This is a genomic window from Microbispora sp. ATCC PTA-5024, assembly GCF_000511135.2.
Taxonomy (GTDB): Bacteria; Actinomycetota; Actinomycetes; order Streptosporangiales; family Streptosporangiaceae; genus Microbispora; species Microbispora corallina.
Genome location: NZ_KI866522.1, coordinates 2,432,359 through 2,458,979, shown reverse-complemented (window position 1 = coordinate 2,458,979; position 26,621 = coordinate 2,432,359). Strand labels below are relative to the sequence as shown.

General features: G+C 72.7%; 23 protein-coding genes and 1 pseudogene. 13 read left to right on the top strand and 11 right to left on the bottom strand.

Translation table 11 applies throughout. The features are described from left to right. Nucleotides 1-282: 282 nt before the first annotated feature. Complete coding sequence (locus tag MPTA5024_RS11115; RefSeq protein ID WP_051457931.1) at nucleotides 283-708, top strand: ATP-binding protein; 426 nt, start codon at nucleotides 283-285, stop codon at nucleotides 706-708. A 176-nt stretch (nucleotides 709-884) separates the two neighbouring features. Further along, complete coding sequence (locus tag MPTA5024_RS11110; protein WP_036322227.1) at nucleotides 885-1,538, top strand: maleylpyruvate isomerase N-terminal domain-containing protein; 654 nt, start codon at nucleotides 885-887, stop codon at nucleotides 1,536-1,538. A 116-nt stretch (nucleotides 1,539-1,654) separates the two neighbouring features. Here MPTA5024_RS11110 and MPTA5024_RS44225 read toward each other — a convergent pair whose 3' ends face one another. Continuing rightward, a complete protein-coding gene (locus MPTA5024_RS44225) occupies nucleotides 1,655-2,368 on the bottom strand; it encodes a DUF5941 domain-containing protein (protein WP_036322225.1) in 714 nt (237 codons plus the stop codon). Next, entirely contained in the window at nucleotides 2,365-3,948 is a 1,584-nt protein-coding gene (locus MPTA5024_RS44220; protein WP_036322223.1) for a CDP-alcohol phosphatidyltransferase family protein, read from the bottom strand. Before MPTA5024_RS44220 ends, MPTA5024_RS44225 begins: the two co-directional genes overlap by 4 nt. A gap of 253 nt (nucleotides 3,949-4,201) precedes the next feature. Here MPTA5024_RS44220 and recO point away from each other — a divergent pair. Together recO and MPTA5024_RS11090 are read left to right on the top strand one after the other, a co-directional pair. Next, a pseudogene (recO, locus tag MPTA5024_RS11095) lies at nucleotides 4,202-4,924 on the top strand (DNA repair protein RecO); the annotation flags it as partial. Nucleotides 4,925-5,416: 492 nt separating this feature from the next. Further along, entirely contained in the window at nucleotides 5,417-6,196 is a 780-nt protein-coding gene (locus tag MPTA5024_RS11090; RefSeq protein WP_036322221.1) for an isoprenyl transferase, read from the top strand. 13 nt (nucleotides 6,197-6,209) lie between these two features. On the opposite strand, the gene MPTA5024_RS11085 is transcribed toward MPTA5024_RS11090, so the two are convergent. The 3 genes from MPTA5024_RS11085 to MPTA5024_RS11075 all read right to left on the bottom strand — a co-directional run bounded on the left by MPTA5024_RS11085 (nucleotide 6,210) and on the right by MPTA5024_RS11075 (nucleotide 7,815). Beyond that, the gene (locus MPTA5024_RS11085; protein ID WP_157099377.1) at nucleotides 6,210-6,758 is read right to left on the bottom strand and encodes a CGNR zinc finger domain-containing protein; all 549 of its coding nucleotides are present in this window, start codon (nucleotides 6,756-6,758) and stop codon (nucleotides 6,210-6,212) included. A gap of 124 nt (nucleotides 6,759-6,882) precedes the next feature. Beyond that, entirely contained in the window at nucleotides 6,883-7,278 is a 396-nt protein-coding gene (locus MPTA5024_RS11080; protein ID WP_036322219.1) for a Fur family transcriptional regulator, read from the bottom strand. A 105-nt stretch (nucleotides 7,279-7,383) separates the two neighbouring features. Continuing rightward, a complete protein-coding gene (locus MPTA5024_RS11075) occupies nucleotides 7,384-7,815 on the bottom strand; it encodes a DUF6703 family protein (protein ID WP_036322218.1) in 432 nt (143 codons plus the stop codon). 165 nt (nucleotides 7,816-7,980) lie between these two features. Here MPTA5024_RS11075 and MPTA5024_RS11070 point away from each other — a divergent pair, with 165 nt between their 5' ends. From MPTA5024_RS11070 to MPTA5024_RS11060, 3 genes are all read left to right on the top strand, one after another. Beyond that, nucleotides 7,981-8,295: an antibiotic biosynthesis monooxygenase family protein gene (locus tag MPTA5024_RS11070; RefSeq protein ID WP_036323946.1), complete on the top strand. Its 315-nt coding sequence runs from the start codon at nucleotides 7,981-7,983 to the stop codon at nucleotides 8,293-8,295. Nucleotides 8,296-8,463: 168 nt separating this feature from the next. Further along, entirely contained in the window at nucleotides 8,464-9,849 is a 1,386-nt protein-coding gene (locus tag MPTA5024_RS11065; RefSeq protein ID WP_036322216.1) for a glycine--tRNA ligase, read from the top strand. 188 nt (nucleotides 9,850-10,037) lie between these two features. Next, on the top strand, nucleotides 10,038-10,619 hold the full coding sequence (locus MPTA5024_RS11060) for an ATP-dependent Clp protease proteolytic subunit (protein WP_051457930.1): 582 nt from the start codon (nucleotides 10,038-10,040) through the stop codon (nucleotides 10,617-10,619). A gap of 99 nt (nucleotides 10,620-10,718) precedes the next feature. On the opposite strand, the gene MPTA5024_RS11055 is transcribed toward MPTA5024_RS11060, so the two are convergent. Next, the gene (locus tag MPTA5024_RS11055) at nucleotides 10,719-11,684 is read right to left on the bottom strand and encodes an AraC family transcriptional regulator (RefSeq protein ID WP_051457929.1); all 966 of its coding nucleotides are present in this window, start codon (nucleotides 11,682-11,684) and stop codon (nucleotides 10,719-10,721) included. A 106-nt stretch (nucleotides 11,685-11,790) separates the two neighbouring features. Between MPTA5024_RS11055 and MPTA5024_RS11050 the strand changes: the two genes are divergently transcribed. Beyond that, on the top strand, nucleotides 11,791-12,813 hold the full coding sequence (locus MPTA5024_RS11050; protein ID WP_036322212.1) for an aldo/keto reductase: 1,023 nt from the start codon (nucleotides 11,791-11,793) through the stop codon (nucleotides 12,811-12,813). A 37-nt stretch (nucleotides 12,814-12,850) separates the two neighbouring features. Here MPTA5024_RS11050 and MPTA5024_RS11045 read toward each other — a convergent pair whose 3' ends face one another. Continuing rightward, on the bottom strand, nucleotides 12,851-14,332 hold the full coding sequence (locus MPTA5024_RS11045) for an alpha/beta hydrolase (RefSeq protein ID WP_036323943.1): 1,482 nt from the start codon (nucleotides 14,330-14,332) through the stop codon (nucleotides 12,851-12,853). Nucleotides 14,333-14,695: 363 nt separating this feature from the next. On the opposite strand from MPTA5024_RS11045, the gene ppdK reads away from it, so the two are divergent. Continuing rightward, on the top strand, nucleotides 14,696-17,344 hold the full coding sequence (ppdK, locus tag MPTA5024_RS11040; protein WP_036322210.1) for a pyruvate, phosphate dikinase: 2,649 nt from the start codon (nucleotides 14,696-14,698) through the stop codon (nucleotides 17,342-17,344). 147 nt (nucleotides 17,345-17,491) lie between these two features. Further along, nucleotides 17,492-19,345 carry a M14 family zinc carboxypeptidase gene (locus tag MPTA5024_RS11035; RefSeq protein ID WP_036322209.1) on the top strand — a complete coding sequence of 618 codons (1,854 nt, stop codon included), beginning with the start codon at nucleotides 17,492-17,494 and terminating at the stop codon, nucleotides 19,343-19,345. 19 nt (nucleotides 19,346-19,364) lie between these two features. Here the strand turns inward: MPTA5024_RS11035 and MPTA5024_RS11030 are convergent, their stop codons facing one another. After that, complete coding sequence (locus tag MPTA5024_RS11030; protein ID WP_036322207.1) at nucleotides 19,365-20,189, bottom strand: hypothetical protein; 825 nt, start codon at nucleotides 20,187-20,189, stop codon at nucleotides 19,365-19,367. Between the two features lie 211 nt (nucleotides 20,190-20,400). Between MPTA5024_RS11030 and MPTA5024_RS11025 the strand changes: the two genes are divergently transcribed. Further along, on the top strand, nucleotides 20,401-21,753 hold the full coding sequence (locus MPTA5024_RS11025; protein WP_051457928.1) for a deoxyguanosinetriphosphate triphosphohydrolase: 1,353 nt from the start codon (nucleotides 20,401-20,403) through the stop codon (nucleotides 21,751-21,753). A 34-nt stretch (nucleotides 21,754-21,787) separates the two neighbouring features. Here the strand turns inward: MPTA5024_RS11025 and MPTA5024_RS11020 are convergent, their stop codons facing one another. After that, nucleotides 21,788-22,915 carry a sensor histidine kinase gene (locus MPTA5024_RS11020; protein WP_036322205.1) on the bottom strand — a complete coding sequence of 376 codons (1,128 nt, stop codon included), beginning with the start codon at nucleotides 22,913-22,915 and terminating at the stop codon, nucleotides 21,788-21,790. Between the two features lie 175 nt (nucleotides 22,916-23,090). Further along, nucleotides 23,091-23,726, bottom strand: a complete 636-nt coding sequence (locus MPTA5024_RS11015; RefSeq protein ID WP_036322203.1) for a TIGR03086 family metal-binding protein — start codon at nucleotides 23,724-23,726, stop codon at nucleotides 23,091-23,093. Between the two features lie 77 nt (nucleotides 23,727-23,803). Between MPTA5024_RS11015 and MPTA5024_RS11010 the strand changes: the two genes are divergently transcribed. After that, nucleotides 23,804-24,232 (top strand): MarR family winged helix-turn-helix transcriptional regulator, encoded by a 429-nt coding sequence (locus MPTA5024_RS11010; RefSeq protein ID WP_036322201.1) that lies wholly within the window; start codon nucleotides 23,804-23,806, stop codon nucleotides 24,230-24,232. Nucleotides 24,233-24,248: 16 nt separating this feature from the next. Here the strand turns inward: MPTA5024_RS11010 and MPTA5024_RS11005 are convergent, their stop codons facing one another. After that, nucleotides 24,249-25,064, bottom strand: a complete 816-nt coding sequence (locus tag MPTA5024_RS11005; protein WP_036323940.1) for a M23 family metallopeptidase — start codon at nucleotides 25,062-25,064, stop codon at nucleotides 24,249-24,251. Between the two features lie 171 nt (nucleotides 25,065-25,235). Here MPTA5024_RS11005 and dnaG point away from each other — a divergent pair. Further along, on the top strand, nucleotides 25,236-26,621 hold a 1,386-nt coding region (dnaG, locus tag MPTA5024_RS11000), incomplete at its 3' end, for a DNA primase (RefSeq protein ID WP_232326394.1).

Here is a 26,621-nt window from a genome sequence, read left to right as displayed (position 1 = left end):
CCGGAAGAAATTCTCAGCCGATCGGTCTCTGATTACGCGGGAGGTGCAGAGACATGATCATCCAACTTGGTGGGTGACGTCGTCTTTTCGGTGAACTTCCCATGAAATTCGGGGCCGGACAACATTTGCACGTGCACGCGTGCTTGCACTCGCAAGGCACAGGGCAAGATACACGACGACAGGGATATTCACATCATGTAATGGGTGAGACCTGAGGGATCGGCGATGACTGCAGAGCTGGCAGGCCCGGGAGCCGCGACTGCGCCTCCGTGGTTGACCTCCGTGTTCGAGCGGGACGACGTCGCGGCCCTCCCCGTCCCGCCGACGGCGACCTGCGCGCTCCACGGCCGGACCACCTCCGCCGCCGTCGCCCGCGACTTCACCGACAAGACCCTGCGCGGCTGGGGGCTGCCCCACCTCGTGCCCGACGCCCAGGTGGTCGTGTCCGAACTCGTGACGAACGCTCTTCGCCACGCTCCCGGCGACGGCGCCCCGCCGATCCGCCTCCAGCTGGTGAACGACCGGTTTCATCTCGGCTGTGGCGTCAGCGACGCCAGTGAGCGCGTCCCGGCCGTCTCCTCCTGGAGCGACCTGTCCGAGTCCGGCCGCGGCCTCCACCTGGTCGACGCGCTGAGCGCCGCCTGGGGATGGATGCTCACCAGGGGCGGTGGGAAGGTGGTCTGGGCGCTGCTCGACGCCCACGGGTGAACGCCCGCCGTACACGTCCCCGCCCGGGGCCCGCGGGCCTGGGAGCGTCACGGAGGAGCGTCACGGAGGAGCGTCACGGAGGAGCGTCACGGAGGAGCGGCGCCTCGTCACTCCGGCCTGTTTTCCGAGGGGATCGGGATGAGCGTCGCCCGACGTGATGGCGTACGTTCGGGGGCATGTCCGCCTCAGCCGCGCTCTCTCCCGTCACCGCCGACGACCTCGCGGAGGCCGTAAGGCTCGCCGCCGGCGTCCTCGCGCAGGCGCCTCCGGACGCGTGGGAACGTCCGGCCGGGACGCTCGAGTGGACCTGCTGGGAGACGGCCGAGCACCTGGCCGACGACCTGTTCGCGTACGCCGCGCAGCTCGGGGCCGCCGAGCCGTCCACGCCGGCCGAGCCCGGCGAGGTGCCCTTCCTGTGGGAGAGCCGCCGGCCGGGAGGCCCGGCCAACGCCGTCCACGCCGACCGGTCGGCGGGCCCGGCCGGGCTGCTGCGGGTGCTGCGGGCGAGCGGGGCGCTGCTGGTCGCCGTGGTGCGGACGGCGCCGCCCGAGGCGCTGGCCCACCACGTCTTCGGAGCGTCCGACCCGGAGGGCTTCGCCGCGATGGGGGTGGTGGAGACGCTGGTCCACACGCATGACATGGCCGAGGGGCTCGGACTCGCCTGGACGCCGCCCGCGGGCCTGTGCGACCGCGTCCTCGGCCGGCTGTTCCCGGACGTCCCGGCGGACGCCGACCCCTGGCCCGCCCTGCTGTGGGCCACCGGCCGCGCCGAACTGCCCGGCCGTCCCCGCCTGTCGACGTGGCGGTGGTACGGCGAGCCCAGGCGGTAGCCGCCCGGCGCTCACATCGGCCGCCCGCGTCCGCGCCGCCCGCCTGATCCGCCTCGCATGAGCGAGGCGGACCGGCTGAAGGACCTCGCGGGGTCGGCCTTCGAACGAACGACGGGTCAGGCGCGCTCGGCGTCGCCCGTGACCTGCTCGGCCGCGTCCTCGGGCGACTGCTCGAGGTCCTGGTCGGCCTGGGCCTGAGCCTGGGCGGACGCCTTGTCCAGCCGCACCCAGCTCAGCACGCTCTCCACGGAGAACAGCACCAGCAGGTACGCCGTGAGCACGGCCGTCACCGGGGTCAGCACCCCGGCCGCGGCCCCCACGCCGAGGATCAGCAGGCGGACCTCCCAGCCGAGCCCGGCGAGAAAGATCCACGACGGCGGCCAGATGCTCTGCCGGGTCCGGTACACCGTGTCGTACGTGTGGTAGCCCACGATGTAGAGCAGCACGAACAGCAGCCACTTGGGCGTGTCCTCGGCCAGCCCGAGCAGGATGATCGTGAGGAACTCGGCGGCCCGCAGCAGCGGCGGGGTGAGCCAGTCGAACTTGCCCAGGTGGTCGCGCGCGGCGGTCGGCACGACGAGCACGACCATGACCAGCACGGGCACCAGCAGGATCGGGCCGTCGGTCAACGTCCCGGCGACGGCCAGCGCCACGATGACGACCAGCGCGGCGAGCGTCGCGGGCACGGGCGGCAGCCCGGGGCCCAGCCGGCCCTTGAGCGCGGCGGCGAGGGGGCCGTCGTCGCGGTAGGCCAGCAGCCGCATGGTCTGGACGCGGCGGCGCTCCTCGTCCGGGTCGGTGATCGCGGGGGCCTGCGGCTGGGTGATCATGCGAGAGACCTCAGGAGACGTCCGGTGAGGGTGTAGGTGGCCGCGACGCCGCCCCAGATCACGAGCGTGAGGAAGGTGACGCGGGGGTCGAAGAACGCGGAGGTGATCGCGATGGCCGCGAAGCGCTCGCCGATGGGGAACACGATCATCTTGCGGGCCCAGTGGACGGCGCGGAACTTCCCGGCCCTGGTCCAGAGCCTCAGGAGGCTGCGGACGCCGGTGTTGCGGGTCGCCTTGCGCTCCTCGAGGGCGGCGCGCAGCGGCCGGTCGTCGGCCACGGTCAGCGCGAGCGTGGGCAGCGGCACCGGCGCCCGCCGCCGGTTGGCCGCGCCGAAGGAGAAGTCGAGCAGGTGCTTGACCGTCTGGAGGGCCAGCGCCACCAGCGCCAGCGTCCAGACGCCCTCGCCGTCCCCGAACTGCCCCGACACGGTCGCCCCGACCGCCAGGCCGACGAAGACCGCGTACTCCTTGAACCGGTCGAACGTCGCGTCGAGCCAGGCGCCGAGCACGCCGAACTTGCGGGCGTACCGCGCGAGCTGGCCGTCGACGCAGTCGAAGACGAACGCGAAGTAGATGAGCACCGCGCCGGCCACCGCGCCCCACCGGGTGCCGGTGGCGAAGGCGCCGGCCGACAGCAGGCCGAGCGCGATCGAGATCAGCGTGACCTGGTTGGGGGTCAGCCCGCGCCGGGCCGCCCACCGGGCGATGAAACGCGAGTACGTGCTGACGAAGAAGGTGGTGAAGAAGCCGTCGGCGCCCTTCACCGCGTTGTTGAGCCGGGCCCGGTCCTCGTTGAAGCCGGCCATCTCCACCTGCGCCTCGTCGGCCTCCCGCTGGCTGCGGATCCGGCGGTAGAACAGGTCGCGGCGGCCGCGCACGCCGACCGACACCCCGCGCCGGACGAGCCCGAGGATGAGGAGCTCGGTGACGTCGTCCTCGGGGCCGAACAGGTGCGCCATCTCCGCCAGCTCGCGGGCGGCCTCGGCGAGGACCGCGGCGTGCCGCTGGTGGAGGTGGATCGGGCCCAGCAGCGCCGCGTTCGGGCGGGTCACCGCGTGGTACGCCGTGCCGACCGAGATCACCCGGCCACGGCCGGCCCGGGTGCGCTGGGGGAGCCCCTCCAGCACCTTGCGGCCGATCTCCGGGTCCGCCTCGTCGATAGGCGGCTCCTCCGGGCCGTCCTCGTCGCGCTCCTCGCGGACGATGAGCGCGAGCGCCGCCCGCTTGGCCTTGGTGACCTGGTAGATCAGCTCGTCGTGGACGAGCGCGTCCGCCGGGAGGATCAGCAGGTTGCCGTCGGCGGCCTCGGCCGCGTCGGCGACGGCGCGCAGGTCGCCGGCCACGTCCGCGCTCTCGACCACCCATCCCGGGTGCCCCCGGTAGACCGCGGCGTCGCCCGGCCGGGCGATCGTCACCGGCTCGGGGTCCAGCGAGGCGAGCTGCGCGAGCAGCCTGCCGTACGCCGACGGGGCCCCGGGCAGGGACGCCAGCGTGATGTCGGCCGGCAGAGCGGGCTGGCCGCCCGGCGGCGGCGAAGCGATCGGGCCGGGCGGCGAGCCCAGCAGGATCACGCGGGTCATGGCACCCTTTCGAGCAGCGGGGGGGAGATCAGGCCGTCAGGCTTGACCGGCGCGGGGATTCCGCCGGAGGCAGAAGCTTAGTGACCTTCCGGAAGAGCCGTCGTACCCCAGGTTTACCGTACGACTACCTGTCGTGCAGCTTCCGGCCCCCGCCGAGCATGGCATCGTCTCCAGATCATTACCGAAATTTCACCTTTCACCCAGGTGGGATGCGGCGAACATCCGGCGAGGCGGCCGCCCCTACCATGGTCAGGTGAGCCTCTACCGCGACGAGGGCGTCGTGCTGCGCACCCAGAAGCTGGGCGAGGCCGACCGCATCATCACGATCCTCACGCGCCGCACCGGCAAGGTCCGCGGCGTGGCCAAGGGCGTCCGCAGGACCATGTCGCGGTTCGGCGCGCGCCTGGAGCCGTTCTCGCACGTCGACCTGCAGCTCCACGCGGGCAGGACACTCGACGTGATCACGCAGGTGGAGACCCTCCACCCGTACGGCGAGGCGATCGTGGGCGACTACCCCCGCTACACGGCGGGGTCCGCGATGCTGGAGACCGCCGACCGGCTCACCGTGGGGGAGAAGGAGCCGGCGCTGCGCCAGTTCCTCCTGCTGGTCGGCGGCCTGCGCACGCTCGCCGAGGGCGGTCACGAGGCCCGGCTGGTGCTCGACGCGTTCTTCCTGCGCTCGCTCGCGGTCGCGGGGTACGCCCCGGCCCTGTCGGAGTGCGCCCGCTGCGGCGCGGAGGCCGTGCGCGCGTTCGCGATCGTCGCGGGGGGCGTGGTGTGCGGGGCGTGCCGCCCGCCGGGCGCCGCCGTCCCGGCCGCGGAGACGATCGCGCTCATGATCGCGCTGCTGCGCGGCGACTGGCCGGCGGCGGACGCCTCCGAGTCCCGGCACCGCACCGAGTGCAGCGGCCTGGTGGCCGCCTACCTGCAGTGGCACCTGGAGCACGGCATCCGCTCGCTGCGCCACGTCGAGAGGGAGTGGCCCGCAGGCCCGGTCCCCGGCGCGTGGTGGCTGACCCGGGAGCCCGGCCGTCCCGGCGGCGAGCCCGCGGGAGACGCGGCGGGGCCTGCTTCGAGCGACGTGGCGGGAGACGCGGCGGGTTCTACCGCGGGCGACGCGTGGCCGGCGGAGTGGCCGGTGGCGGAGCCCGGCCGGCCGGGACACGAGGCCGGGGATTCCGAGCCCGGCCGTGAGCCCGGGCCGTCGGGCGGCGACGCCTGGGACCCGGAGTGGCCCGGTGACGAGCCCGCGCCGTCAGGGGACGACGCGTCGGCGTCCGGGCGGCCTGATCGTGAGCCGGGCCCGCCGGAGGACGACGCGACCTGGGGCGCGCAGTGGGGCGCGGAGCGGGGCGCGGAGCGGGGCGCCCGGGCCGGGGAGGACGCCGTGCGGCGGGGCGGCGAATTCGCGCAGGATCCGCACATCTCCCGCACCTGAGGACCTCACCCGACCCAATACGCTCGGAACATGGTCCGTCCACCGACTCCGCATCCGTCCGGCGCCACCCCTCCGCCCATCCCGCGCGACCTTCTCCCGAGGCACGTCGCGATCGTCATGGACGGCAACGGCCGCTGGGCCAAGGCCCGCGGCCTGCCCCGCACCGAGGGGCACAAGATGGGCGAGGCGTCGCTGTTCGACGTGATCGAGGGCGCGATCGAGATCGGCATCCCCTACCTGTCGGCGTACGCCTTCTCCACGGAGAACTGGAAGCGCTCGCCCGACGAGGTCCGCTTCCTGATGGGCTTCAACCGCGACGTCATCCGCAGGCGCCGCGACCAGCTCCACGCGATGGGCGTGCGGGTGCGCTGGGCGGGCCGTCCGGGACGGCTGTGGAAGAGCGTCATCAAGGAGCTCCAGGACGCCGAGCAGATGACCGTCCGCAACAGCACCCTGACCCTGCAGTTCTGCGTCAACTACGGCGGCCGGGCCGAGATCGTGGACGCCGCCGTACGGCTGGCACGGGAGATCGCGGCAGGGCGGGTGAAGCCGGAGAAGGTGTCCGAGAAGCTCTTCGCCGGCTATCTCGACGAGCCCGAGATCCCGGACGTCGACCTGTTCCTGCGTTCGTCGGGGGAGCAGCGCACCTCGAACTTCCTGCTCTGGCAGTCGGCGTACGCCGAGATGGTGTTCCTCAACCAGCTCTGGCCCGACTTCGACCGCCGCGACCTGTGGCAGGCCTGCGAGATCTACGCCAAGCGCGACCGCCGGTACGGCGGGGCGATCCCCAACGAGGCGGGCGGGGCCTGACGCCTCACGTCCGTCAGGACGCGGGGCGGCGCCGGGCCCGGTAGGCGGCCACGTGCATCCGGTTGCCGCAGGTGCGGCTGTCGCAGTAGACCCGGGAGCGGTTGCGCGACTCGTCCACGAAGACGTGGGAGCAGTCGGGGGCGGCGCACGTCCTCAGCCGCTCCCACTCGTCCTCGACGATCACGTGGGCGAGCGCCACCCCGCAGTCCGCGGCGAGGTGCTCGGCGACCGACGCGCCCGGCGCGAAGTAGTGCACGTGGACGGGGAAGCCGTCGTGCTCGGTGAGGCTCGGCGTGATGCGGGTGCGGCCGAGCAGCGTGTTGAGCAGCGCGATCGCGGCCCGCCTGTCGGGCGCGGTGAACACCTCGTGGAAGTCGCGCCGCAGCGCTCGCACCTCGGCGAGGTCGTGGCCGGTCACCCGGCCGACGCCGCTCACCTGACGCTGGCGGACGAACGTCTCGAGGTCCTCGACCCCGGCCAGCCCGTCGCGCTCGCCCGCGCCCGTGTTGATCAGCTCGACCACGGTCGCCAGCGAGTACACCATGTCATGGCTGAACGGCACGGCCTCTCCCTCTGTCCGGCGGTGGCAGCGTACCTCTCCGGGCGCCCGCGTGGGACGGCGTCGCCGCACGGCGTGCGACGCGGGGTGCGCCGCCGACCGGTGCGGGGGCGCCGGCGACGGGAGCTCAGGCGTTCGCCGCCGACACGGCCGCCGCGCACGACCCGCAGGTGCCGAAGACCTCGACGGTGTGGGTGACCTGCGTGAAGCCGTGCTCGGCGCCCACGACCTCGGCCCACCGCTCGACGTCGGGCCCGGCCACCTCGACCGTCAGCCCGCAGTGCCGGCACACGAGGTGGTGGTGGTGCGACTCGCTCTGGCAGGCGCGGTAGACCGACTCGCCCTCGTCGGTGCGCAGCACGTCGACGCGGCCGGCGTCGGACAGGGACTGCAGGGCGCGGTAGACGGTGGTGAGGCCGATCTTCGAGCCGTCCGCGCGCATCTCGGCGAACACGTCCTGCGCGCTCCGGAACCCCGTGCTCTGCCGGAGGATCTCGTGAACGGCGTCGCGGCTCTTGGTCATCAGGACTCCTGTGTGCGGCTTCCCCACGAATCTACCGAGCCCGCAGCGGGGATCGGACCTGCGGCGAGCCGCTCCCGCCGGGCGTTCCCCGATGCGCTCCACTCCTCAGATTAGGCCGAATCGGGTGGCCGCGAGCAGCACGATGAAGGTCACGAGCGCCACCCGCAGGAGCCGTCCCGCGGGGCGCAGCGAGGGCCACGAGAGGTAGGCCAGCCACAGGACGAACGCCAGCACCGGGAGCACCGCGATCCCGCCCCGCCAGTCGGCGACGACCAGTCCGGCGAGCAGCAGCGCGACCATGGCAACCGGCACCACCCACCGTGGCAGCTGGAAGAGGAACACCAGCGGGGTGGCGCTCTTCAGCTCGACCGACCGCCGCAGCCCGGTGGCGCCGGGGGTGAAGAACTGCTCCCCCGCCGGCAGCGGCCGCCGCGCCGGTCGCGCGGGCCGCGCCCCGGCCGTCCCCGGGGCCGGCTTCCTCGCCAGCGGGTGCGCGGGGGCCTTGGGACGACGTGTCGGGTCGGAGTCGCGTGCCACACGACGAGCCTAGTCACCCCCGCCGCCGCGGCGCACCTCCACGCCGCACCCCCGCCCACACCGGCCGTGGGCACCTGCCGGGCGCGGCGCATGCCTCCGGCCTCGGGCGGCGTACGGGACGGGCGGCGGGACGCGGCGCGGCGGCGGGATGGCATGCTGAACGCCATGCTCGCCGTGATCCGCTACTCGGTGCCCGGTTCGCAGGCCGACGAGTTCGCCGTCCAGGCCCGCGCCATCCTCGACGTGCTGGCCGCCCAGCCGGGATACCTGCGCGGGCAGGTCGGCCGGTCGGTCGACGAGCCCGTCCTGTGGGCCCTGGTCAGCGAGTGGGAGGGCGCCGGGTTCTACCGGCGGGCGCTGTCGGCGGCCCGGATGGCGATGTACCCGCTGATGACCCTGATGATCAACGAGCCGAGCGCGTTCGAGGGCGTCTACGGCCTGCCGGACGGCGGCGCGGCCGGGTCTGTCGGCAAGGCCTGAGCGCGGGGGCGCGCGAGTCCCCTAAGCTTGACCACAGATTCGGGCAGGTGCCCAGCCGATCCGGCTGCCCCGGCGGAGATCACGCCGGCCTGCCCGGTCGATCGAGCGGGGTCCCGCGGATCCCGAGCTGATCTCAACGCCGACACCCAGCCGGATGGAGTCCCACTGATGGCACGTCGCACCGACGTCCTGGAAACGATCGTCAGCCTCGCCAAGCGCCGCGGGCTGGTCTTCCCGTCGAGCGAGATCTACGGCGGCCTCCGCGCGTCCTGGGACTACGGACCCCTCGGTGTCGAGCTGAAGAACAACGTCAAGCGCGAGTGGTGGAAGGCCATGGTCCAGGGCCGCGACGACGTCGTCGGCCTCGACTCGTGCGTCATCCTCGCCCGGGAGGTCTGGCAGGCCAGCGGCCACGTCGACACCTTCACCGACCCGCTGACCGAGTGCCAGTCGTGCCACAAGCGGTACCGCGCCGACCACCTGCTGGAGGCGTACGCCGACAAGCACGGCAGCGAGCCGGCGGGCGGCCTGGCCGACATCACCTGCCCCAACTGCGGCAATAAGGGCACCTTCACGCCGCCGCGGCAGTTCAGCGGCCTGCTGAAGACCTACCTCGGCCCGGTCGAGGACGAGTCGGGCCTCGCCTACCTGCGTCCCGAGACGGCCCAGGGCATCTTCATCAACTACCTGAACGTCCAGCAGTCGGCCCGCAAGAAGATCCCGTTCGGCATCGGCCAGATCGGCAAGTCGTTCCGCAACGAGATCACCCCGGGCAACTTCATCTTCCGGACGCGCGAGTTCGAGCAGATGGAGATGGAGTTCTTCGTCAAGCCCGGCACCGACGAGGAGTGGCACCAGTACTGGATCGACGAGCGCCTGCGCTGGTACGTCGACCTCGGCATCAACAAGGACAACCTCCGGCTCTACGAGCACCCCAAGGAGAAGCTGTCCCACTACTCGAAGCGGACCGTCGACGTCGAGTACCGCTTCAACTTCGCGGGCGGCGAGTGGGGCGAGCTCGAGGGCATCGCCAACCGGACCGACTTCGACCTGACGGCCCACGGCAAGGCGTCCGGCACCGACCTGTCGTTCTTCGAGCAGGACACCGGCGAGCGCTACGTGCCGTACGTCATCGAGCCGGCGGCGGGTGTTGACCGGGCCACGCTGACGTTCCTCCTCGACGCCTACACCGTGGACGAGGCGCCCAACGCGAAGGGCGTGATGGAGGAGCGCACGGTCATGCGGCTCGACCACCGGCTGGCGCCGGTCAAGGTCGCCGTGCTCCCGTTGTCGCGCAACGCCGACCTGTCGCCCAAGGCGCGCGACCTGGCCGCCCGGCTGCGCCGCCGATGGAACGTGGACTTCGACGATGCCGGCGCGATCGGCCGCCGCTACCGCCGCCAGGACGAGATCGGCACGCCGTTCGCCATCACGGTCGACTTCGACACCCTCGAGGACCAGGCCGTGACGATCCGCGAGCGGGACACCATGGCCCAGCAGCGGGTCGCGCTCGACCAGGTCGAGTCGTACCTGCGCCAGCACCTCAACGACTGACGCGCGGGCAGGGGAGGCGCCTTCCGGGAGATTCCCGGGAGGCGCCTTTCGCTGTTCATTCCCGAATTTCACTGAGGGAATAATGCGCCAATAGTGAAATGTGCTCAGGGCGAAACGACCCGGCCTTTTCCCGGGGCGCGGGGATATGGTCGCCTCACCGGTGAATCCACGATCGACAGGGGGACCGCATGGACTCGGCGTCCGACCCGCTCGCCTCGGCTCAGCTGGGGCAACGCCTGCTGGAGCAGCGCATCGTCGTGCTCGGCCAGGAGGTGACCGACGAGATCGCCAACCGGATCTGCTCGGAGCTGCTCCTGCTCACCGCGGAGGACTCCCGCCGCGACATCAGCCTCTACATCAATTCCCCCGGCGGCTCGGTGTCCGCGGGAATGGCGATTTACGACGTCATGCAGTACGTCCCGAACGACGTTGTGACGGTGACCATGGGCCTGGCCGCCTCGATGGGCCAGTTCCTGCTGTGCGCCGGCGCCCGCGGCAAGCGGTACGCCCTGCCGCACGCCCGGATCGTCATGCACCAGCCCCTCGGCGGGATCGGCGGCACCGCCGCCGACATCGCCATCCAGGCCGAGCAGATGCGTTACACGAAGAAGACGCTGGCCGAGCGGATCGCGTTCCACACCGGGCAGCCGCTGGAGCGCATCGAGGAGGACTCCGACCGGGACCGCTGGTTCACGGCCGAGGAGGCGAAGGAGTACGGCATCGTCGACCACGTCGTGGCCGGGCTTGGAGCCGTGCGCACGCGAAGCTGAGCCGCCCACGTCGCGGGCGGGCTGGGCGGTCTCGCAGGGCGAGGCGGCGGCGGGCCGGCGGAGGGCTCGGCGGTCTCCCGCGGTGACGACGGCGGCGGGTCAGCCGGTGAGGGGAGGCCCGGCCGGGGGGACGGGCTCGGCCGTCCGGTACCGGGCCGGCGGGAGCCCGGTGACCCGCTTGAAGGCGTTGCTGAAGGCGCTCTCCGAGCCGTACCCCCACTCGGCCGCGACCGAGGCGACGGTGCGGTCCCCGGACCGCAGTGCCCGCGCGGCGGACTTGATGCGCCACTGCATCAGATAGTCGAGCGGGGTCGTCCCGACCAGTTCCTTGAAGCGCTGGGCGAAGCTGGACCGCGACATCCCCACCGCCGCCGCCAGACCGGCCACCGTCCATCGGCGGGTCGCCTGCCGGTGCATGAGAGCCAGCGCCGCGCCGATCTGCGGGTCGCCCAGCGCGCCGATCCAGCCCGGCAGCCCCTCTGATTCGGCCAGGTGCGCCCGGAGTACCTGGATGAACATGATCTCCGTCAGCCTCCGGACCGTCGCCTCCCCGCCCGGCGCAGCGGCCGTCGTCTCCGCGCCGAGCACGTCCAGCAACGGCCGCAGGACCCGGGCCTGCGGCCCGCCGGCCGGTACGCGGACGACCGGGGGCAGGTGCTCCAGCAGCAGGGCGGCCGTCACCTCGTCGAGCGTGATGCTCCCACCCACCAGCACGGCCGGTTCCCCGGCCGCCTCAAGACCCGCCCCGCCGTACCGGACATTCCGCGGGTCGCGGGCCTGCCGGTAGACCTCGGCGCCGTCGTCGGGGGCGAGGCCGGGGCCGCTGCCCGCCTGGTACGGCCGCCCGCCCGCGAGCAGGTAGCAGTCGCCCCGCGAGAGCCGTACCGGGGGAGCGCCGTCGGGGGCGAGCAGGCACGCGCCCGACACCACCGCGCCGACCTTCACGTGCCGGTACGCCGGGAAGCGCAGCGCCCAGCGGCCGGTCGCCTCGAAGCGCGAGGCGTAGGCCGCGCCGACGTTCGCCATGATCAGGACGTCGGACAGGGGGTCCCTCTGACGGTCCATCGCACCTCCGGACGGTCGCGCATGCATCACGGACTCTGTCTTATGGATCGCCCCTCACCTGCGGCTGTAGCGTTCCGGCGACCCACCACGTGAAAGGTACAAAAGTATGCAATTCGCGCAACTCGGGACAACCGGCGTGTTCGTCTCCCGTGTCTCACTGGGGGCGATGAGCTTCGGGGGACGCGGGTCCCAGCTGTGGGGCGCGGTCGGGGGACTGGACGTCAAGGAGACCGACGCGCTGGTCGGCGCCGCCCTCGACCGGGGGGTGAACCTGATCGACACGGCCGACGTGTACGGCGACGGCGAGTCGGAGGAGCTTCTCGGCCAGGTGCTCGGCGCCCGCCGCCGTGACGTCGTCCTGGCCACCAAGACGACGGCCCGGGTGGGTCCCGGGCCCAACGACTCGGGCCAGTCGCGGCTGCACGTCATGCGGTCATTGGAGGACAGCCTGCGGCGGCTCCGGACCGACCACGTCGACCTCTACCAGATCCACAACTACGACCCGTACACGCCGTTCGAGGAGTCGCTGGCCGCGCTCGACGACGCCGTGCGCCAGGGCAAGGTCCGCTACGCCGGCGCGTCCAACCTGACGGCCTGGCAGACGATGAAGGCCCTCGGCGTCTCCGGCCGCCGGGGCTGGGCGCGGTTCGCCTCCCTGCAGTCGTACTACTCGCTGGCGGGGCGCGACATCGAGCGGGAGATCCTTCCCCTGGTCCGCGACCAGGGGCTCGGCCTGCTCGTCTGGAGCCCGCTCGCGGCCGGGCTGCTGTCCGGCAAGTTCGGGCGGGAGGGCACGGCGGACGGCGAAGCCCGCCGCGCCCGGTTCGCGTTCCCGCCGGTCGACCTGGAGCGGGCCTATGACGTGATCGACGCGCTGCGCGCGGTCGCGGCCCGGCACGGGACGACGGTGGCCCGCGTGGCGCTGGCCTGGGTGCTCGCCCAGCCCGGAGTCACCAGCGCGATCCTGGGGGCCAGGCGGCCGGAGCAGCTGGAGGAGAACCTGGCGGCCGTCGACCTGGAGCTGACGGAGGAGGACCTCGCGGAGCTGGACGGCGTCAGCGCGCTACCCGCCGAGTACCCGGCCTGGATCCAGGACGGCGGCGCCTACCGGCTCCCCCAGACGGCCTGACCCCCACGGCGCGCCGGCGCCCGAGGGCGGGGTCCGCTCAGCAGCGGGTGCCCCGGGCCGGGACCTTGCCGTCCAGCAGGTAGGAGTTGACGGAGTTGTCGATGCAGGCGCTCTGGCCGTAGGCGCCGTGGCCCTCGCCGTTCAGCGTCAGCAGGACGGCGGTGCGCAGCTGGGCCGCGAGGCGCGGCGCCCACTGGTACGGCGTCGCGGGGTCGTTGGTCGTGCCCACCACGACGATGGGGCCGGACCCGGTGGCGTTGATGCGGCGGGCGGCGTCGTCGCCGGGGACCGGCCACACGCTGCAGCTCCCGGCGCTGATCGCGGTGGAGGCGAAGATGGGCGACTGCTTCTCCAGCCGCTTGGCCAGGTCCTCGGCCTGGGCGACGGACGGCCGGTCGGTCGTGTCGGCGCACAGGACGGCCGGCAGCGAGAACTGGAGGGTCGAGTAGGTGCCGTCGGGCTGCCGTCCGGCGTACTGGTCGGCCAGCGCCAGCAGGCCCCGGTAGTCGCCCTTCCTGCCCTCGTTGATCGCCTCGGTGAGCAGCGGCCAGGTCAGTTTGCTGTAGAGGGCCTGGGTGATGCCGGCCCGGGCGATGTCCTCGGTGACGACGCGGGAGCCCGCCTTCCCGGGCGTTTTGCCCAGGTCGTCGAGCAGCTTGATCACGGTCTGGGTGGCGGCCGGCGGGTCGGCCCCCAGGGGGCAGCTCGTGCGGGTCCTGGCACAGTCGGCCAGGTAGTCGTCGAACGCCCTTTGGAAGCCCAGGGCCTGGGTCTTGGCCATGTCGAGCATGCTCACCGACGGGTCCACCGCCGCGTCGAGCACCATGCGGCCGACCTTCTTGGGGAACTGGGTGGCGTAGACGGCGCCGAGGTGGGTGCCGTACGAGAAGCCCAGGTAGTTGAGGCGCGACTCGCCCAGCGCCTGCCGGATCGACTCCATGTCCCGCGCGGCGTTGACGGTCCCGACGTACGGCAGGATGCGGCCGGCGTTGCGCTCGCACCCCTCGGCGAACTCGGTGACCAGCCGGGTCTCGGTGGCCGTGCTCCCGCTCGGCTCGCGGGCGATGTACTGGTCCATCTGGGGGCCGTTCAGGCAGCGGATGCCGCTGCTGCGGTCGACGCCCCGGGGGTCGAAGCTGACGAGGTCGTAGCGGCGGCCGAGCACGGAGAACGCCGAGGCCGCGTTGGCCAGGGTGGTCACCCCCGACCCGCCGGGGCCGCCGAAGTTGAACAGCAGCGAGCCGAGTCGGTGGGAGGGGTCGGTGGCCCGCAGACGGATCAGGGCGATCCCGATCTTCTCGCCCTGCGGCTTGGCGTAGTCGAGCGGCACTCGCAGGGTCGCGCACTCGAACCCGGCCGACGAGGAGGTCTCCTCGCACTGGTGCCACGGCAGCGTGTCAGCCCGGCTGGCGTACCCGGCGGGGGACAGCCCGGTCCCGCCGCATCCCGATACGGCCGTCACCAGGCAGCCCGTCCCCAGGAATCCCGCCAGCGCGACGCGCCAGACACTCCGCGACACCACTACCCCTCCGTCGTTCGACTGTATTCGGAGGGTTGCTCCTTTATACCGCAGGCCCCTCCCTTAAGGGCGCGAACGCGCCGGTGCGGACGGGCGGAGAGAATGGTCTACACCATTTAACCGCGGCGAAACAGAGGCGCGGGTCCCGGCCCTTGGCCGTGAATTGGTTTATACCAGTGCGGATGCCGGGGAAAGCCGGGCTCACTTTGCCGCTGCGAGAAGTGGATTAGACCTCCACAAGCGTACCCACCTGCGGATACACCTTTTCTCCGATGGAGTGACGTTTGGTCATCATTTTCACCGGTAGAGTCCGGATGCAGGCTGCGTCAGCGCGTTTCATTGAAGTCGGAGAAGGAGCGTCACATGCCCAAGTATGTTTACGACTTCACCGAGGGCAACAAGGATCTCAAAGATCTCCTCGGCGGTAAGGGCGCCAATCTGGCGGAAATGACCAACCTCGGGCTCCCGGTGCCTCCCGGCTTCACGATCACGGCCGAGGCGTGCCGCCACTACCTCGGTCACGGCGGCATGCCCGAGGGGCTCGGCGACGAGATCGCGTCCCACCTGGCCGCACTGGAGGCCCGGATGGGCAGGCGTCTGGGCGAGGCCGACGACCCGCTGCTGGTCAGCGTCAGGTCGGGGGCCAAGTTCTCCATGCCGGGCATGATGGAGACCGTCCTCAACATCGGGCTGAACGACCAGTCGGTCCTTGGGCTGGCCAAGCAGGCGGGCAACGAGCGCTTCGCATGGGACTCCTACCGCCGCCTCATCCAGATGTTCGGCAAGACCGTGCTCGGCATCGACGGCGAGCACTTCGAGGACGCGCTCGACGAGCTGAAGGGCGACCGGCACGACACCGACCTGGAGGCGGCCGACCTGCAGCGGCTCGTCGAGACCTTCAAGGGCATCGTCCGCAGGGAGGCGGGCCGCGAGTTCCCCTCCGACCCCCGCGAGCAGATGGACCTGGCCGTCGCGGCCGTCTTCGCGTCCTGGAACGCCCCCCGCGCCGTCCTGTACCGCCGCCAGGAGCGCATCCCGGCCGGCCTCGGGACCGCGGTGAACGTGGTCGCCATGGTCTTCGGCAACCTCGGCGACGACTCCGGCACCGGCGTGGCCTTCACCCGCGACCCCGGCTCCGGCCGCCAGGGCGTGTACGGCGACTACCTCCAGAACGCCCAGGGCGAGGACGTGGTGGCGGGCATCCGCAACACCGTCCCGCTGCAGGAGCTGGAGACCATCGACCCGGCCTCCTACCGCGAACTGCTGGACATCATGGGCACGCTGGAGCGGCACTACCGCGACCTGTGCGACATCGAGTTCACGATCGAGCGCGGCAAGCTGTGGATGCTCCAGACCCGGGTGGGCAAGCGCACCCCCGAGGCCGCGTTCTGCATCGCCTCGCAGCTGGTGGACGAGGGCCTGATCGATCTGGACGAGGCCGTCGTGCGCGTCACCGGCGACCAGCTCGCGCAGCTGATGTTCCCCCGCTTCTCCGGTACGTCGGACAACCGCCGGCTGACGACCGGCATGAACGCCTCGCCCGGAGCGGCCGTCGGCAAGGCGGTGTTCAGCTCGGAGCGGGCCGTCGAGCTCGCCGGGCGCGGGGAGGACGTCATCCTCGTCCGCAGGGAGACCAACCCCGACGACCTGTCCGGGATGATCGCCGCGCGCGGCGTCCTCACCTCGCGCGGCGGGAAGACGTCGCACGCCGCCGTCGTCGCCCGCGGCATGGGCAAGACGTGCGTCTGCGGCGCGGAAGAGCTCGACGTCGACCCCCACGAGCGGCGCTTCACCGCCCCCGGTGGGATCACGGTCGAGGAGGGCGACGTCATCTCCATCGACGGCGGCACCGGCGCCGTCTACCTCGGCGAGGTGCCGGTGGCGCCGTCGCCCGTCGCCCAGTACTTCGAGGGCCGGTCCGTGGACGGCGAGCTCGTCGCCGCGGTCGACAGGCTGATGACCCACGCCGACTCCGTACGCCGCCTGGCCGTGCGCGCCAACGCGGACACCCCCGAGGACGCCGCCCGCGCCCGGAGGTTCGGCGCCCAGGGCATCGGGCTGTGCCGGACCGAGCACATGTTCCTCGGGGAGCGCCGCCGCCTCGTCGAGGACCTCATCCTGGCCTCGACCCCGCAGGAGCGGCAGGCCGCGCTCGACGCGCTCGAACCGCTCCAGACGGACGACTTCACCGGCCTGTTCGCCGCGATGGAGGGCCTGCCGGTCACCATCAGGCTCATCGACCCGCCGCTGCACGAGTTCCTGCCGGACCTCACCGATCTGGCCGTCCGGGTGGCCCTCGCCGGGGACGGGGCGTCCGCGCGGGACCGCAGGCTCCTGGAGGCCGTCAGGCGGCTGCACGAGGAGAACCCGATGCTCGGCCTGCGCGGGGTGCGGCTCGGCCTGGCCGTCCCCGGGCTGTTCGCCATGCAGGTGCGGGCCGTCGCGACCGCCGCCGCCACCACCGCGCGGCGCGGCGCCGACCCCCGCGCGGAGATCATGATCCCGCTCGTCGGGGCGGTGCAGGAACTGGAGATCGTGCGTGAGGAGGCCGTGCGGATCCTGGCGGAGGCGGGGGTGAGCGCGCTGATCGGCACCATGATCGAGGTGCCGCGCGCGGCGCTCACCGCCGGGCAGATCGCCGGGGCCGCGCAGTTCTTCTCGTTCGGCACGAACGACCTCACCCAGATGACCTGGGGCTTCTCACGCGACGACGTGGAGAGCTCGTTCTTCGGCAAGTATCTCGACCTCGGTGTCTTCGGCGTCTCGCCGTTCGAGTCCATCGACAGGGAGGGCGTCGGGCGGCTGATGCGGATCGCGGTCGAGGAGGGCAGGAGGGCGCGCCCGGACCTGAAGCTCGGCATCTGCGGCGAGCACGGCGGCGACCCCGACTCCGTGCACTTCTGCCACGACCTCGGGCTCGACTACGTCTCCTGCTCGCCGTTCCGCATCCCGGTGGCCCGGCTCGAGGCGGGGCGCGCGGCGCTGGTGAGCGGAGGGTCCGACACCCGCTGAGTGGAAATCCACAGAGCATCGCGACCGATTGTGGAAGCCGCTGGTCAAAACGGCGGCGGTTGACGGAGGCGCCGCGGCGGGTTCCGGGCTATTGATGGCCCGGAACGGTTTGATCACTCTACGTACCTACCCGAGGGAGGACGTGGAGTGAGAAGACGTCACCACCTGCCCGTGCTGGGAAGCGTCGCGGCGCTCCTCGCCGTCCTGCTCGTGGGCACGCCGTCGCCGGCCGTGTCCTCGGCGGGGCCGGCGGGGACGGCCGCGTCCGCGCCCGAGCCGCCGCCGTCCCTGCGGTACACGGTCGACGGCCCGGCGACCGCCGCGCAGCGGACCGCGGTGGCCAGGACCGGGGCCGCCATCGACGCCGTGCACGGCCGCAGCGTGACCGTGACCGCCACCGCCGACGAGGCCGCGGCGATCCGCCGGCTCGGCTACACGGTCAAGGAGCTCGAGGAGGCGCAGATCCTCGACTTCCCGTCGGCCGACTCCGGCTACCACAACTACGCGGAGCTGACGGCGGAGGTGAACGCGATCGTCGCCGCCCACCCCGCCATCGCGAGCACGTTCACCTATGGCCGCTCCTACGAGGGGCGCGACCTGATCGGCGTGAAGATCAGCGACAACGTCGGGACGGACGAGAACGAGCCCGAGGTGCTCTTCACGGCCAACCAGCACGCCCGCGAGCACCTCACGGTGGAGATGGCGCTCTACCTGATGCACCTGTTCGCCGACAACTACGGCACCGACAGCCAGATCACCGACCTGGTGAACTCGCGGGAGATCTGGATCCTGCCCGACCTCAACCCGGACGGCACCGAGTACGACGTGGCGACCGGGTCGTACCGGTCGTGGCGCAAGAACCGCCAGCCCAACTCCGGATCGTCGGCGGTCGGCACCGACATCAACCGCAACTGGGCCTACAACTGGGGCTGCTGCGGCGGCTCGTCCGGCAGCGCGTCGAGCGAGACCTACCGCGGCTCGGCGGCCGAGTCCGCGCCCGAGGTCAAGGCGGCCGCCAACTGGGTCCGCAGCCGGGTGGTCGGCGGCGTCCAGCAGATCAAGGCGGCCATCGACTGGCACACCTACAGCGAGCTGATCCTCTGGCCGTACGGGTACACGACGGCCGACACCGGGCCCGGCCTCACCCAGGACGACCACGACGCGTACGCGACGCTGGGCCGCAGCATGGCCGCGACCAACGGCTACACGCCCGAGCAGGCCAGCGACCTCTACATCACGGACGGCTCGATCGACGACTGGATGTGGGGCACGCAGAAGATCTTCACGTACACGTTCGAGATGTACCCGACGACGGACAGCCCGGGGTTCTACCCGCCGGACGAGGCGATCGCGGCGCAGACCTCGCGCAACCGGGCGGCGGTGCTGCTGCTCACGCAGTACGCCGACTGCGTCTACCGGGTCATCGGCAAGGAGGCCGCCTACTGCGGCACGGGCACCCCGCCCACGACCGTGTACTCCGACACGTTCGAGACGGCCACCGGATGGACCGCGAACCCGGCGGGCACGGACACCGCGACGTCCGGGGCGTGGGAACGGGCCGACCCCGCCGCCACGACCTCCAGCGGGGCCAAGCAGCTCGGCACCACGGTCAGCGGCAGCTACGACCTGGTGACGGGCGCCTCCGCCGGCGCGAGCGCGGGCGACAACGACGTCGACGGCGGGGTGACGACGATCCGCTCGCCGGCGATCACGCTGCCCGCGTCCGGGACGCTCAGCCTGTCGTTCTCGTGGTACCTGGCCCACGGGTCGAACGCGTCGTCGGCCGACTACCTGCGGGTCAAGGTGGTGGGCGGCACGACGAGCACGGTGTTCGAGCAGCTCGGCGCCGCCGTCAACCGCAACGGCTCGTGGAGCGTGGCGACCGCGTCGCTGAACGCGTTCGCGGGCCAGACCGTGCGGCTCCAGATCGAGGCCGCCGACGCGTCGACGGCGAGCCTCGTCGAGGCGGGGATCGACGACGTGAAGATCACCAAGTCCTGACCGTCCGGTGGGGGCGGGCCTACACCCACTCCCACCGGATCCCACGGACGCCCGGCCGTACGTCGGTGTCGAGCAGGTGCGCGGCGCCGAACGCGTCGACGCGCAGCTCGCCCGCGTCCCGCGGCGGGGCCGAGGCGTCCGGGGACCAGGTGTGGAAGCACCGGACAGGCAGGCGGGCGCCCTTGAACCTGACCTGCACGAGGTCCTGGCCCACGGGGACCCGGATCCGCCGTTCGTGCCGGTCGGCCCGCGGCGCGGCGGGGGAGAACGCCGCCCAGTACTCGGCGACGTGGGTCTCCCCGGCGGCGAGCGGCCTGTCGAAGATCAGCTCGGTGAGCAGCCCGGTGCCGGTCTCGTCCGCGCTGCTGCGCCCCACCCGGCAGTACTCGGCCCGCAGCAGCGTCGCGCCGGGCGGCAGCGCGACCAGGTGGCGGTCCACCCCGGGGACGGTGGCCCGGAGGACGGTCCGCGCGTGCGCCCGGTGCCGTCCGCGCTCGGGGTCCACCGTCACCTGCTCGTGGTGACTGAGGACGGCGAGCGGGTCGCGGGCCCGCTGGGCGAGCCCGCCGCGGGGCCGGGGCGGCCCGAGCAGGCCGATCAGGGAGTAGTCGGGCAGCGCGAGGATGGCCTCCAGCTCCCGGACGGCCGCGAGGGACGCGGGCCGCTCGGGACGCGACCGGCCGCGCTGCCAGTAGCTCAGGCTCGACAGGCTCACCCGGACGCCGCGCTCGCGCAGCCGGGCGTGCAGGCGGTCGAGGCTCAGCCCCCGGGCCCGGATGGCGGCCCGCAGGGCGTGCTCGAAGGGCCCCGATCGGAGGACCTCCGTGAGCTCGTGATCCACCACCAGGGCTCCTTCTCGGGGAGTTCCCAGAGTGTCCGAGGAAAGCCGAGTATCACTCATGCCAGGGGTCGCGACAAGAGGGACGAAGAGGTCTATTTCACCACTACTGCGGATCGGGTGTCGTGAGACGGGACGAACGCGGGTACGCTCCATTCCCCGCTGCCGGGGACGGCCGGAGGGAGGCGTCGCACAAGCGGTGAGGCAAGGAGGACCAATGGCCCGCTATGACGAGCACGACCAGGCACGATGGGTGCCGGAGCCGCCGGGAGACCCCGAGCGGAGCGCGTTCGAGCGAGACCGGGCCCGGGTGCTCCACAGCGCCTCGCTGCGCCGCCTGGCCGCCAAGACCCAGGTGGTGACCCCCGCCGACTACTCCAGCCTGCACAGCCCCCGCACCCGGCTCACCCACTCGCTGGAGTGCGCCCAGATCGGGCGGGAGATGGGCAAGGTCCTCGGCCGCGACCCCGACCTCGTGGAGACGGCCTGCCTCGCCCACGACCTCGGCCACCCGCCGTTCGGGCACAACGGCGAGGCGGCGCTCGACGAGCTCGCGCGGCCGTGCGGCGGGTTCCAGGGCAACGCGCAGAACCTGCGGCTGCTGACCCGGCTGGAGGCCAAGGTCGTCACCGAGGACGGCCGCAGCGCCGGGCTCAACCTGACCCGGGCCTCGCTCGACGCGGTCTGCAAGTATCCCTGGGCCGCCTCGACCTGCCGGCTCCCGGGGGTCCCCCAGGCCGGCGAGGGCCAGCCGTACTGCGTCTACCCGGACGACCTGGGCGTCTTCGCCTGGGTGAGGGAGGGCGCCCCCGAGCGCCGGCTGAGCTTCGAGGCGCAGATCATGGACTGGGCCGACGACGTGGCCTACTCCGTCCACGACCTCGAGGACGCGCTGCTGTCGGGGTACGTCACGGCGGCCGAGCTGCGCGACCCCGAGGAGCGCCTGGAGGTGTGCCGGCTCGCCCGGGCCTGGTACGTCCCCGACGCCGACCTGAACGAGCTGGCCGAGATCTTCGCCCGGCTGGTCGCCGGGCCGCTGTGGCCGGGCCGGTTCGACTCCGGGCTCGTCGACCTGGCCGCTCTCAAGCGCCTCACCAGCGCGCTCATCGGCCGCTTCTGCCGTTCGGCGCAGGACGCCACCCGGGAGGCGTACGGGTACCGGGCCCTGGCGGGGCCGCGGTCGCACGACGAGCCGGACGGCCGCTACTCGGCCGACCTGGTCGTGCCCCGCCTCACCCGGCTGGAGTGCGCGCTGCTCAAGGGCGTCACCGGCCGCTACGTGATGTCCCGGGAGGACCACCACGCCACCCAGGCGCGGCAGCGCGAGCTGATCGCCGAGCTCGGCGCGCTGATCGTCCAGGGCGCGCCGGAGACGCTCGAGCCGGCCCTGCGGGCCGACTTCGCGAACGCGCCCGACGACGCCGCCCGGCTGCGCGCGGTCGTGGACCAGATCGCCTCGCTCACCGACGCCTCCGCCATGGCCTGGCACCGCCGCTTGGCGTCCGCGCCGCCGGCCGCCCGGGCCGTGCCGTCACGGGTCACGTCCTGGGGCCGCCGCCAGTCCTGGTGACGGCTCGCTGTGAGGCCGCCCGGCAGGTCACGGATCACGGCGTGCTGCCGATGGGAAGCTCGGCCTGGACGGTGAAGCCGCCCTCGTCGCGGGGTTCGGCGCGCAGCCGGCCGCCGAGGGCGGCGACGCGTTCGTGCATCCCGAGCAGTCCGATGCCGGGCATCGGGACGGCGCCCGGCGCGGCCTTGCCGTCGTCGTCGACCCGTACGGCGAGGGCGTCCGGACGGTAGTCGATCCGGACCGAGGCGGTGGTGGCGGCCGCGTGGCGGGCGATGTTGGTTAGCGACTCCTGGACGATGCGATAGGCGGTCCGGTCCACGGCCGCCGGCAGATCGCATCGCCGTCCGCCGATCGTCAGCGTCGTGTCCAGTCCGCTCGTACGGGCCCGTTTCACCAGCTCCGGTACGTGGTCGAGCCCACGCGGCGGGGCCGTGCCGTCGTCGCGCAGCGCCTCCAGGGCGGCGCGCAGCTCCCGCATCGCCTCCCGCCCGGCCTCCTGGATCGCCAGCAGGGCGTCCGGCACCTTCTCGCCGCGCTTGCGGGCCAGGTGGACGGCGACCTCGGCCTGCACCTTGATGACCGAGATCTGGTGGGTGAGCGAATCGTGCAGTTCCCGCGCGATGTGCAGCCGCTCCTCGTCGGCGCGGCGCCGCGCGGTCTCCTCCCGGGTGCGCTCGGCCTCGTCCGCCCGCCGTTCGGCCTGCCGCAGCGCCTCCCCCGCGGCGCCGGCGGCGATCAGCCAGGCCAGCTCGAGGGCTCCTCGGGCCTGCGCCAGGGCCGCGCCGATGTCGTGCAGGCCCGAGGCCAGCGCCGCGAGGGGGAGAACGGCCAGCATGATCACGCTCACCACCACCGTGGTGGTGCGGTGTCCCGCCCGCACGGCCCCGTACACCGCGAACAGGTACGCGACGGCGGGAATGTCGAAACCGGCGGCCTGGTACCCCGCCGCGCACAGCCCGGTGACGGCCAGGACGGGAACCGGCGCGCGGCGGCGCGCGCCCAGCGCCAGGCCGCCGGCCGCCAGCAGCGCGTAGCCGGGCAGGTCGAGGTTCGTGGCGGAGTGCCGCCCGGACAGCCCGGTGAACAGCAGCGTCGCGGCCACGCAGACGGCGATCGCCCAGTCTCCGGCACCGGCCCGGACAGCGGACCGTCCTGTGCTCATGCGCGCACCCTAACCGGAGGCCGGCGCGGGCGACTCCTGCGCGCGGAGGATCGGCCGGCTACCGCACGCGCAGTATCTTCGCGGCTCCTACGGCGCTCGCGGTAGGCGGGCGCCGTAAGGGTGCGCGGCCGTCCTGACCGCGGCCGGTGCCCCCGCCGCGGCGGCCGGGGCAGGTCTACTGGATTTCGGGGTCCGTGCTCCGTCCCGGGGCGGACCGGGCGACGGGATCCCACGTGGGGGAACGGCCGAGGAACGCGAGGATCTCGGCGAACGGCGACGCCTCGGCCGGAGCGCGCAAAGCCGGCCGGAAGGCCGCCCCCGGCGCCAGGCGCGTCCCCCCGTCCGGCACGGCCAGGGCGAGCGGGCGGCACGCCTCCGCCAGGCCGGGCTCGGGCTCGTAAACGGTCCCGAGCGACCGCGCCACGTCCCAGGTGTGCACGAGGTAGTCGACGAAGTGGAACCCCATGGCCTGCGCCGCGGGGAACACCGCCCCATCCCCGAACTCGGGCAGGGCGAACCGGCGGCCGAACACCCCCTCCGCGGCGAACGCCGCGGTCACCCGCTCGGCGGCCGCGGCGTAGGCGGCAGGCGGGTCCTCCCCGAGCGGGCGGACCCGCCAGGCCTCCCGATCTGCGCCCGTGCCCTCGGCGGCCGCCGCGAAGCCGTGGTGCTGGGCCGTCATGTGCCCGAGCAGGTCGGCCAGTGTCCACCCGGCGCACGGCGTGGGGCGGGCGAGATCGCCCGCCCCGATCCGCGCGACCATCGCCACGCTCGCGAGGACGGCCCGCCGGTCCAGGTCCCGTATGTCCATTGCGCCTCCCGCAAAAGATAAGCAGGTGCATATCGTATGCGCATGCTTATCATTTGCCAACGCGTACGCTGTGACGGGTGCGAGACCGTCCCGACCTGGCCGCGATGACGGAGACGCTGAGCCGGGCGCTGGTGGAGGCCGAGCGGCCCGTGCTGGAGGAGCACGGCCTGACGATGTGGGCCTACGTGGTGCTGCTGGCGCTCGGCGACCGGCCGCTGCGGACGCAGGCCGCACTGGCCGAGTCGATCGGGGCCGACAAGACGCGGATCATCGCCGTGCTCGACGGCCTGCAGGGCCGCGGCCTGATCGACCGCGTGCCCGACCCGGGCGACCGGCGCGCCCGGCTGCTGTCGCTCACGCCGGAGGGGCGCCGCGTGCGGGACGCCGCGCGGGCGGGCATCCGGGCGATGGAGGAACGGGTGCTGGCCCGGCTGGCGGAGGAGGACAGGGAGCCGTTCCTGCGCTCCCTGCGCACGCTGTCCGCCCTCCCGCCGGGCTCGCCGTAAAGCCGATCGGCGCCTCCTACAGGGGCACGACCACCCGCGTGTCGTCGGGGTCGGCCTTCTTCGGCGGCTTGGTCTCCTGCTCCTTCTGCGGGGAGCCCGGCTTGGAGGCGCACAGCTGGACGCAGCCCGGGAGCGTGCCAAGCCGCTTGCGCAGCGCCAGGGTCTCCTTGCGCGGCGACAGCGTCCGGTTGCCGTCGTCCCAGGAGTCCAGGTAGGTCCACGGCGGCACCATGCCGCGGCGGATCCACCAGTACTGCGGCGGCGCCGGCCACGACATCGCGAAGTAGAGGTTGGGCGCCGTGTCGCGGGCGTTGCCCGAGTTGCCCACCCTGCCGAGAAGCTGCCCCGCCTTCACCTTGGCGCCCACCCGCACGGCGTCCTCGACCGAGTCGAGGTGGCCGCCCAGGTACAGCACGCCGTCCTCGCCCTTCACGGTGACGAAGCGGCCCTCGCGGTCCGCCCCGCGGTCGGTGGACGGCGTCCACTGGTTCCGGACGTTCACCTCGGTCACCACGCCGTCCACGGGAGACACGAAGGCGCACCCCCGGCCCGCCCAGATCGTGGTCTTCGGCAGAACCAGCAGCTTCCGCGAGTAGGACACCCGGCACCCCTTCACCGGGAAGGCGTAGGTGTAGGGCGACAGCTTCGGCGGAGGCACCCGTACCGGGTCCTCGGCCGGGGGCGGAACGATCCCGCCCGGGGACGGATGCCCGGCGACGGGCACCGGAGGCGAGGGCGGCAGCGTGCTCACACCGGCCACCCCGGCGGGCGCGCCGCACGAGACGGCCAGGCACGTGGCGCCCGCGAGGGCGGCCAGTCTCCCCGATCGCATGATCTCCACCTGGTCGACATTACCGAACCTGTCCTTTTTACCGGGACGATCGCATTCGTCACGACCAGTTGGCGAAAGTCGTATCCGTACCGTGGTGGACCGATCTCATCCGTGATGCCGATGAGACGGGCGCAGCTCAACGTGTCGTCCCCACGCTCTAGACTCGCGAGCGTGGCAGGGCGGATAAGTGACGAGGACATCGCGCTCGTGCGGGAGCGCTCGCCGATCGCCGACGTCGTCGGCGAGCACATCCAGCTGCGCAACGCGGGCGGGGGCAACCTCAAGGGGTTGTGCCCGTTCCACGACGAGAAGTCGCCCTCGTTCAACGTCACGCCGGCCCGGGGCTACTACTACTGCTTCGGCTGCGCCGAGGGCGGCGACGTCATCACGTTCGTCCGCAAGATCGAGAACCTGACCTTCACCGAGGCCGTGGAGCGGCTCGCCCAGCGGGCCGGCATCCAGCTCAGGTACGAGCAGGGCGGCTACGTGCCGGGGCGCGAGCAGGGGGAGCGGCTGCGCCTGATCGAGGCCCACAAGGCCGCCGCCGAGTTCTACGCCGCCCAGCTCGCCACGCCCGATGCGGCGCCGGGGCGGCGGTTCCTGTCGGAGCGGGGCTTCGAGCGGGCCGACGCCGAGCACTTCGGGGTGGGATACGCCCCCGCAGAGTGGGAGGCCCTGTCCCGCCACCTCATGGCCCGGGGCTTCACCTCGCAGGAGCTGATCAAGGGCGGGCTCGCCCGGGAGGGCCGCCGCGGGCCGGTCGACCGCTTCCGCGGCCGGCTCGTCTGGCCGATCCGCGACATCACCGGCGACGTCATCGGCTTCGGGGCGCGCAAGCTGCTCGACTCCGACGACGGCCCGAAATACCTCAACACGCCCGAAAGCCCGATCTACCACAAGAGCTCGGTGCTGTACGGCGTCGACCTGGCCAAGCGGGAGATCGCGCGGCGGTCCCAGGCCGTCATCGTCGAGGGGTACACCGACGTGATGGCCTGCCACCTGGCCGGCGTCCCGACCGCGGTGGCCACCTGCGGCACGTCGTTCGGGGAGGACCACATCAAGGTCCTGCGCCGGCTGCTGCTCGACCAGGCCGAGTTCCGCGGCGAGGTCATCTTCACCTTCGACGGCGACTCGGCCGGCCAGAAGGCCGCGCTGCGGGCGTTCCAGGACGAGCAGAAGTTCGTCACGCAGACCTTCGTCGCGGTCCAGCCCGACGGCCTCGACCCCTGCGACCTGCGGGTCAAGCAGGGCGACGCGGCCGTGCGCGATCTCATCGCGGGGCGCGAGCCGCTGTTCGCCTTCGCCATCCGCAGCGTTCTTTCCCGCTACGACCTGAACACCAACGAGGGCCGGCTCGCCGCGCTGGACGCCGCCGCCCCGGTCGTCGCCTCCATCAAGGACCCCGGCCTGCGCAAGGCCTACCTCGTCGACCTCGACCGCTGGCTCGGCTTCATGGACGAGGGGTTCGTCATCCAGCGCATCCAGCAGGTCGCCGGCCTGCAGCGCGGTCCGCAGCGCGGCCCGGGGCAGCAGGCCGCCGCCCGCCCCGGCAGGCCG

Excerpts from the sequence above, each read along its gene's own strand:
- MPTA5024_RS11110 (WP_036322227.1), top strand. The coding sequence starts at position 885 with ATGTCCGCCTCAGCCGCGCTCTCTCCCGTCACCGCCGACGACCTCGCG.
- MPTA5024_RS44225 (WP_036322225.1), bottom strand. The coding sequence starts at position 2,368 with ATGATCACCCAGCCGCAGGCCCCCGCGATCACCGACCCGGACGAGGAG.
- MPTA5024_RS44220 (WP_036322223.1), bottom strand. The coding sequence starts at position 3,948 with ATGACCCGCGTGATCCTGCTGGGCTCGCCGCCCGGCCCGATCGCTTCG.
- MPTA5024_RS11090 (WP_036322221.1), top strand. The coding sequence starts at position 5,417 with ATGGTCCGTCCACCGACTCCGCATCCGTCCGGCGCCACCCCTCCGCCC.
- MPTA5024_RS11080 (WP_036322219.1), bottom strand. The coding sequence starts at position 7,278 with ATGACCAAGAGCCGCGACGCCGTTCACGAGATCCTCCGGCAGAGCACG.
- MPTA5024_RS11070 (WP_036323946.1), top strand. The coding sequence starts at position 7,981 with ATGCTCGCCGTGATCCGCTACTCGGTGCCCGGTTCGCAGGCCGACGAG.
- MPTA5024_RS11065 (WP_036322216.1), top strand. The coding sequence starts at position 8,464 with ATGGCACGTCGCACCGACGTCCTGGAAACGATCGTCAGCCTCGCCAAG.
- MPTA5024_RS11060 (WP_051457930.1), top strand. The coding sequence starts at position 10,038 with ATGGACTCGGCGTCCGACCCGCTCGCCTCGGCTCAGCTGGGGCAACGC.
- MPTA5024_RS11055 (WP_051457929.1), bottom strand. The coding sequence starts at position 11,684 with ATGGACCGTCAGAGGGACCCCCTGTCCGACGTCCTGATCATGGCGAAC.
- MPTA5024_RS11050 (WP_036322212.1), top strand. The coding sequence starts at position 11,791 with ATGCAATTCGCGCAACTCGGGACAACCGGCGTGTTCGTCTCCCGTGTC.
- ppdK (WP_036322210.1), top strand. The coding sequence starts at position 14,696 with ATGCCCAAGTATGTTTACGACTTCACCGAGGGCAACAAGGATCTCAAA.
- MPTA5024_RS11025 (WP_051457928.1), top strand. The coding sequence starts at position 20,401 with ATGGCCCGCTATGACGAGCACGACCAGGCACGATGGGTGCCGGAGCCG.
- MPTA5024_RS11020 (WP_036322205.1), bottom strand. The coding sequence starts at position 22,915 with ATGAGCACAGGACGGTCCGCTGTCCGGGCCGGTGCCGGAGACTGGGCG.
- MPTA5024_RS11015 (WP_036322203.1), bottom strand. The coding sequence starts at position 23,726 with ATGGACATACGGGACCTGGACCGGCGGGCCGTCCTCGCGAGCGTGGCG.
- MPTA5024_RS11005 (WP_036323940.1), bottom strand. The coding sequence starts at position 25,064 with ATGCGATCGGGGAGACTGGCCGCCCTCGCGGGCGCCACGTGCCTGGCC.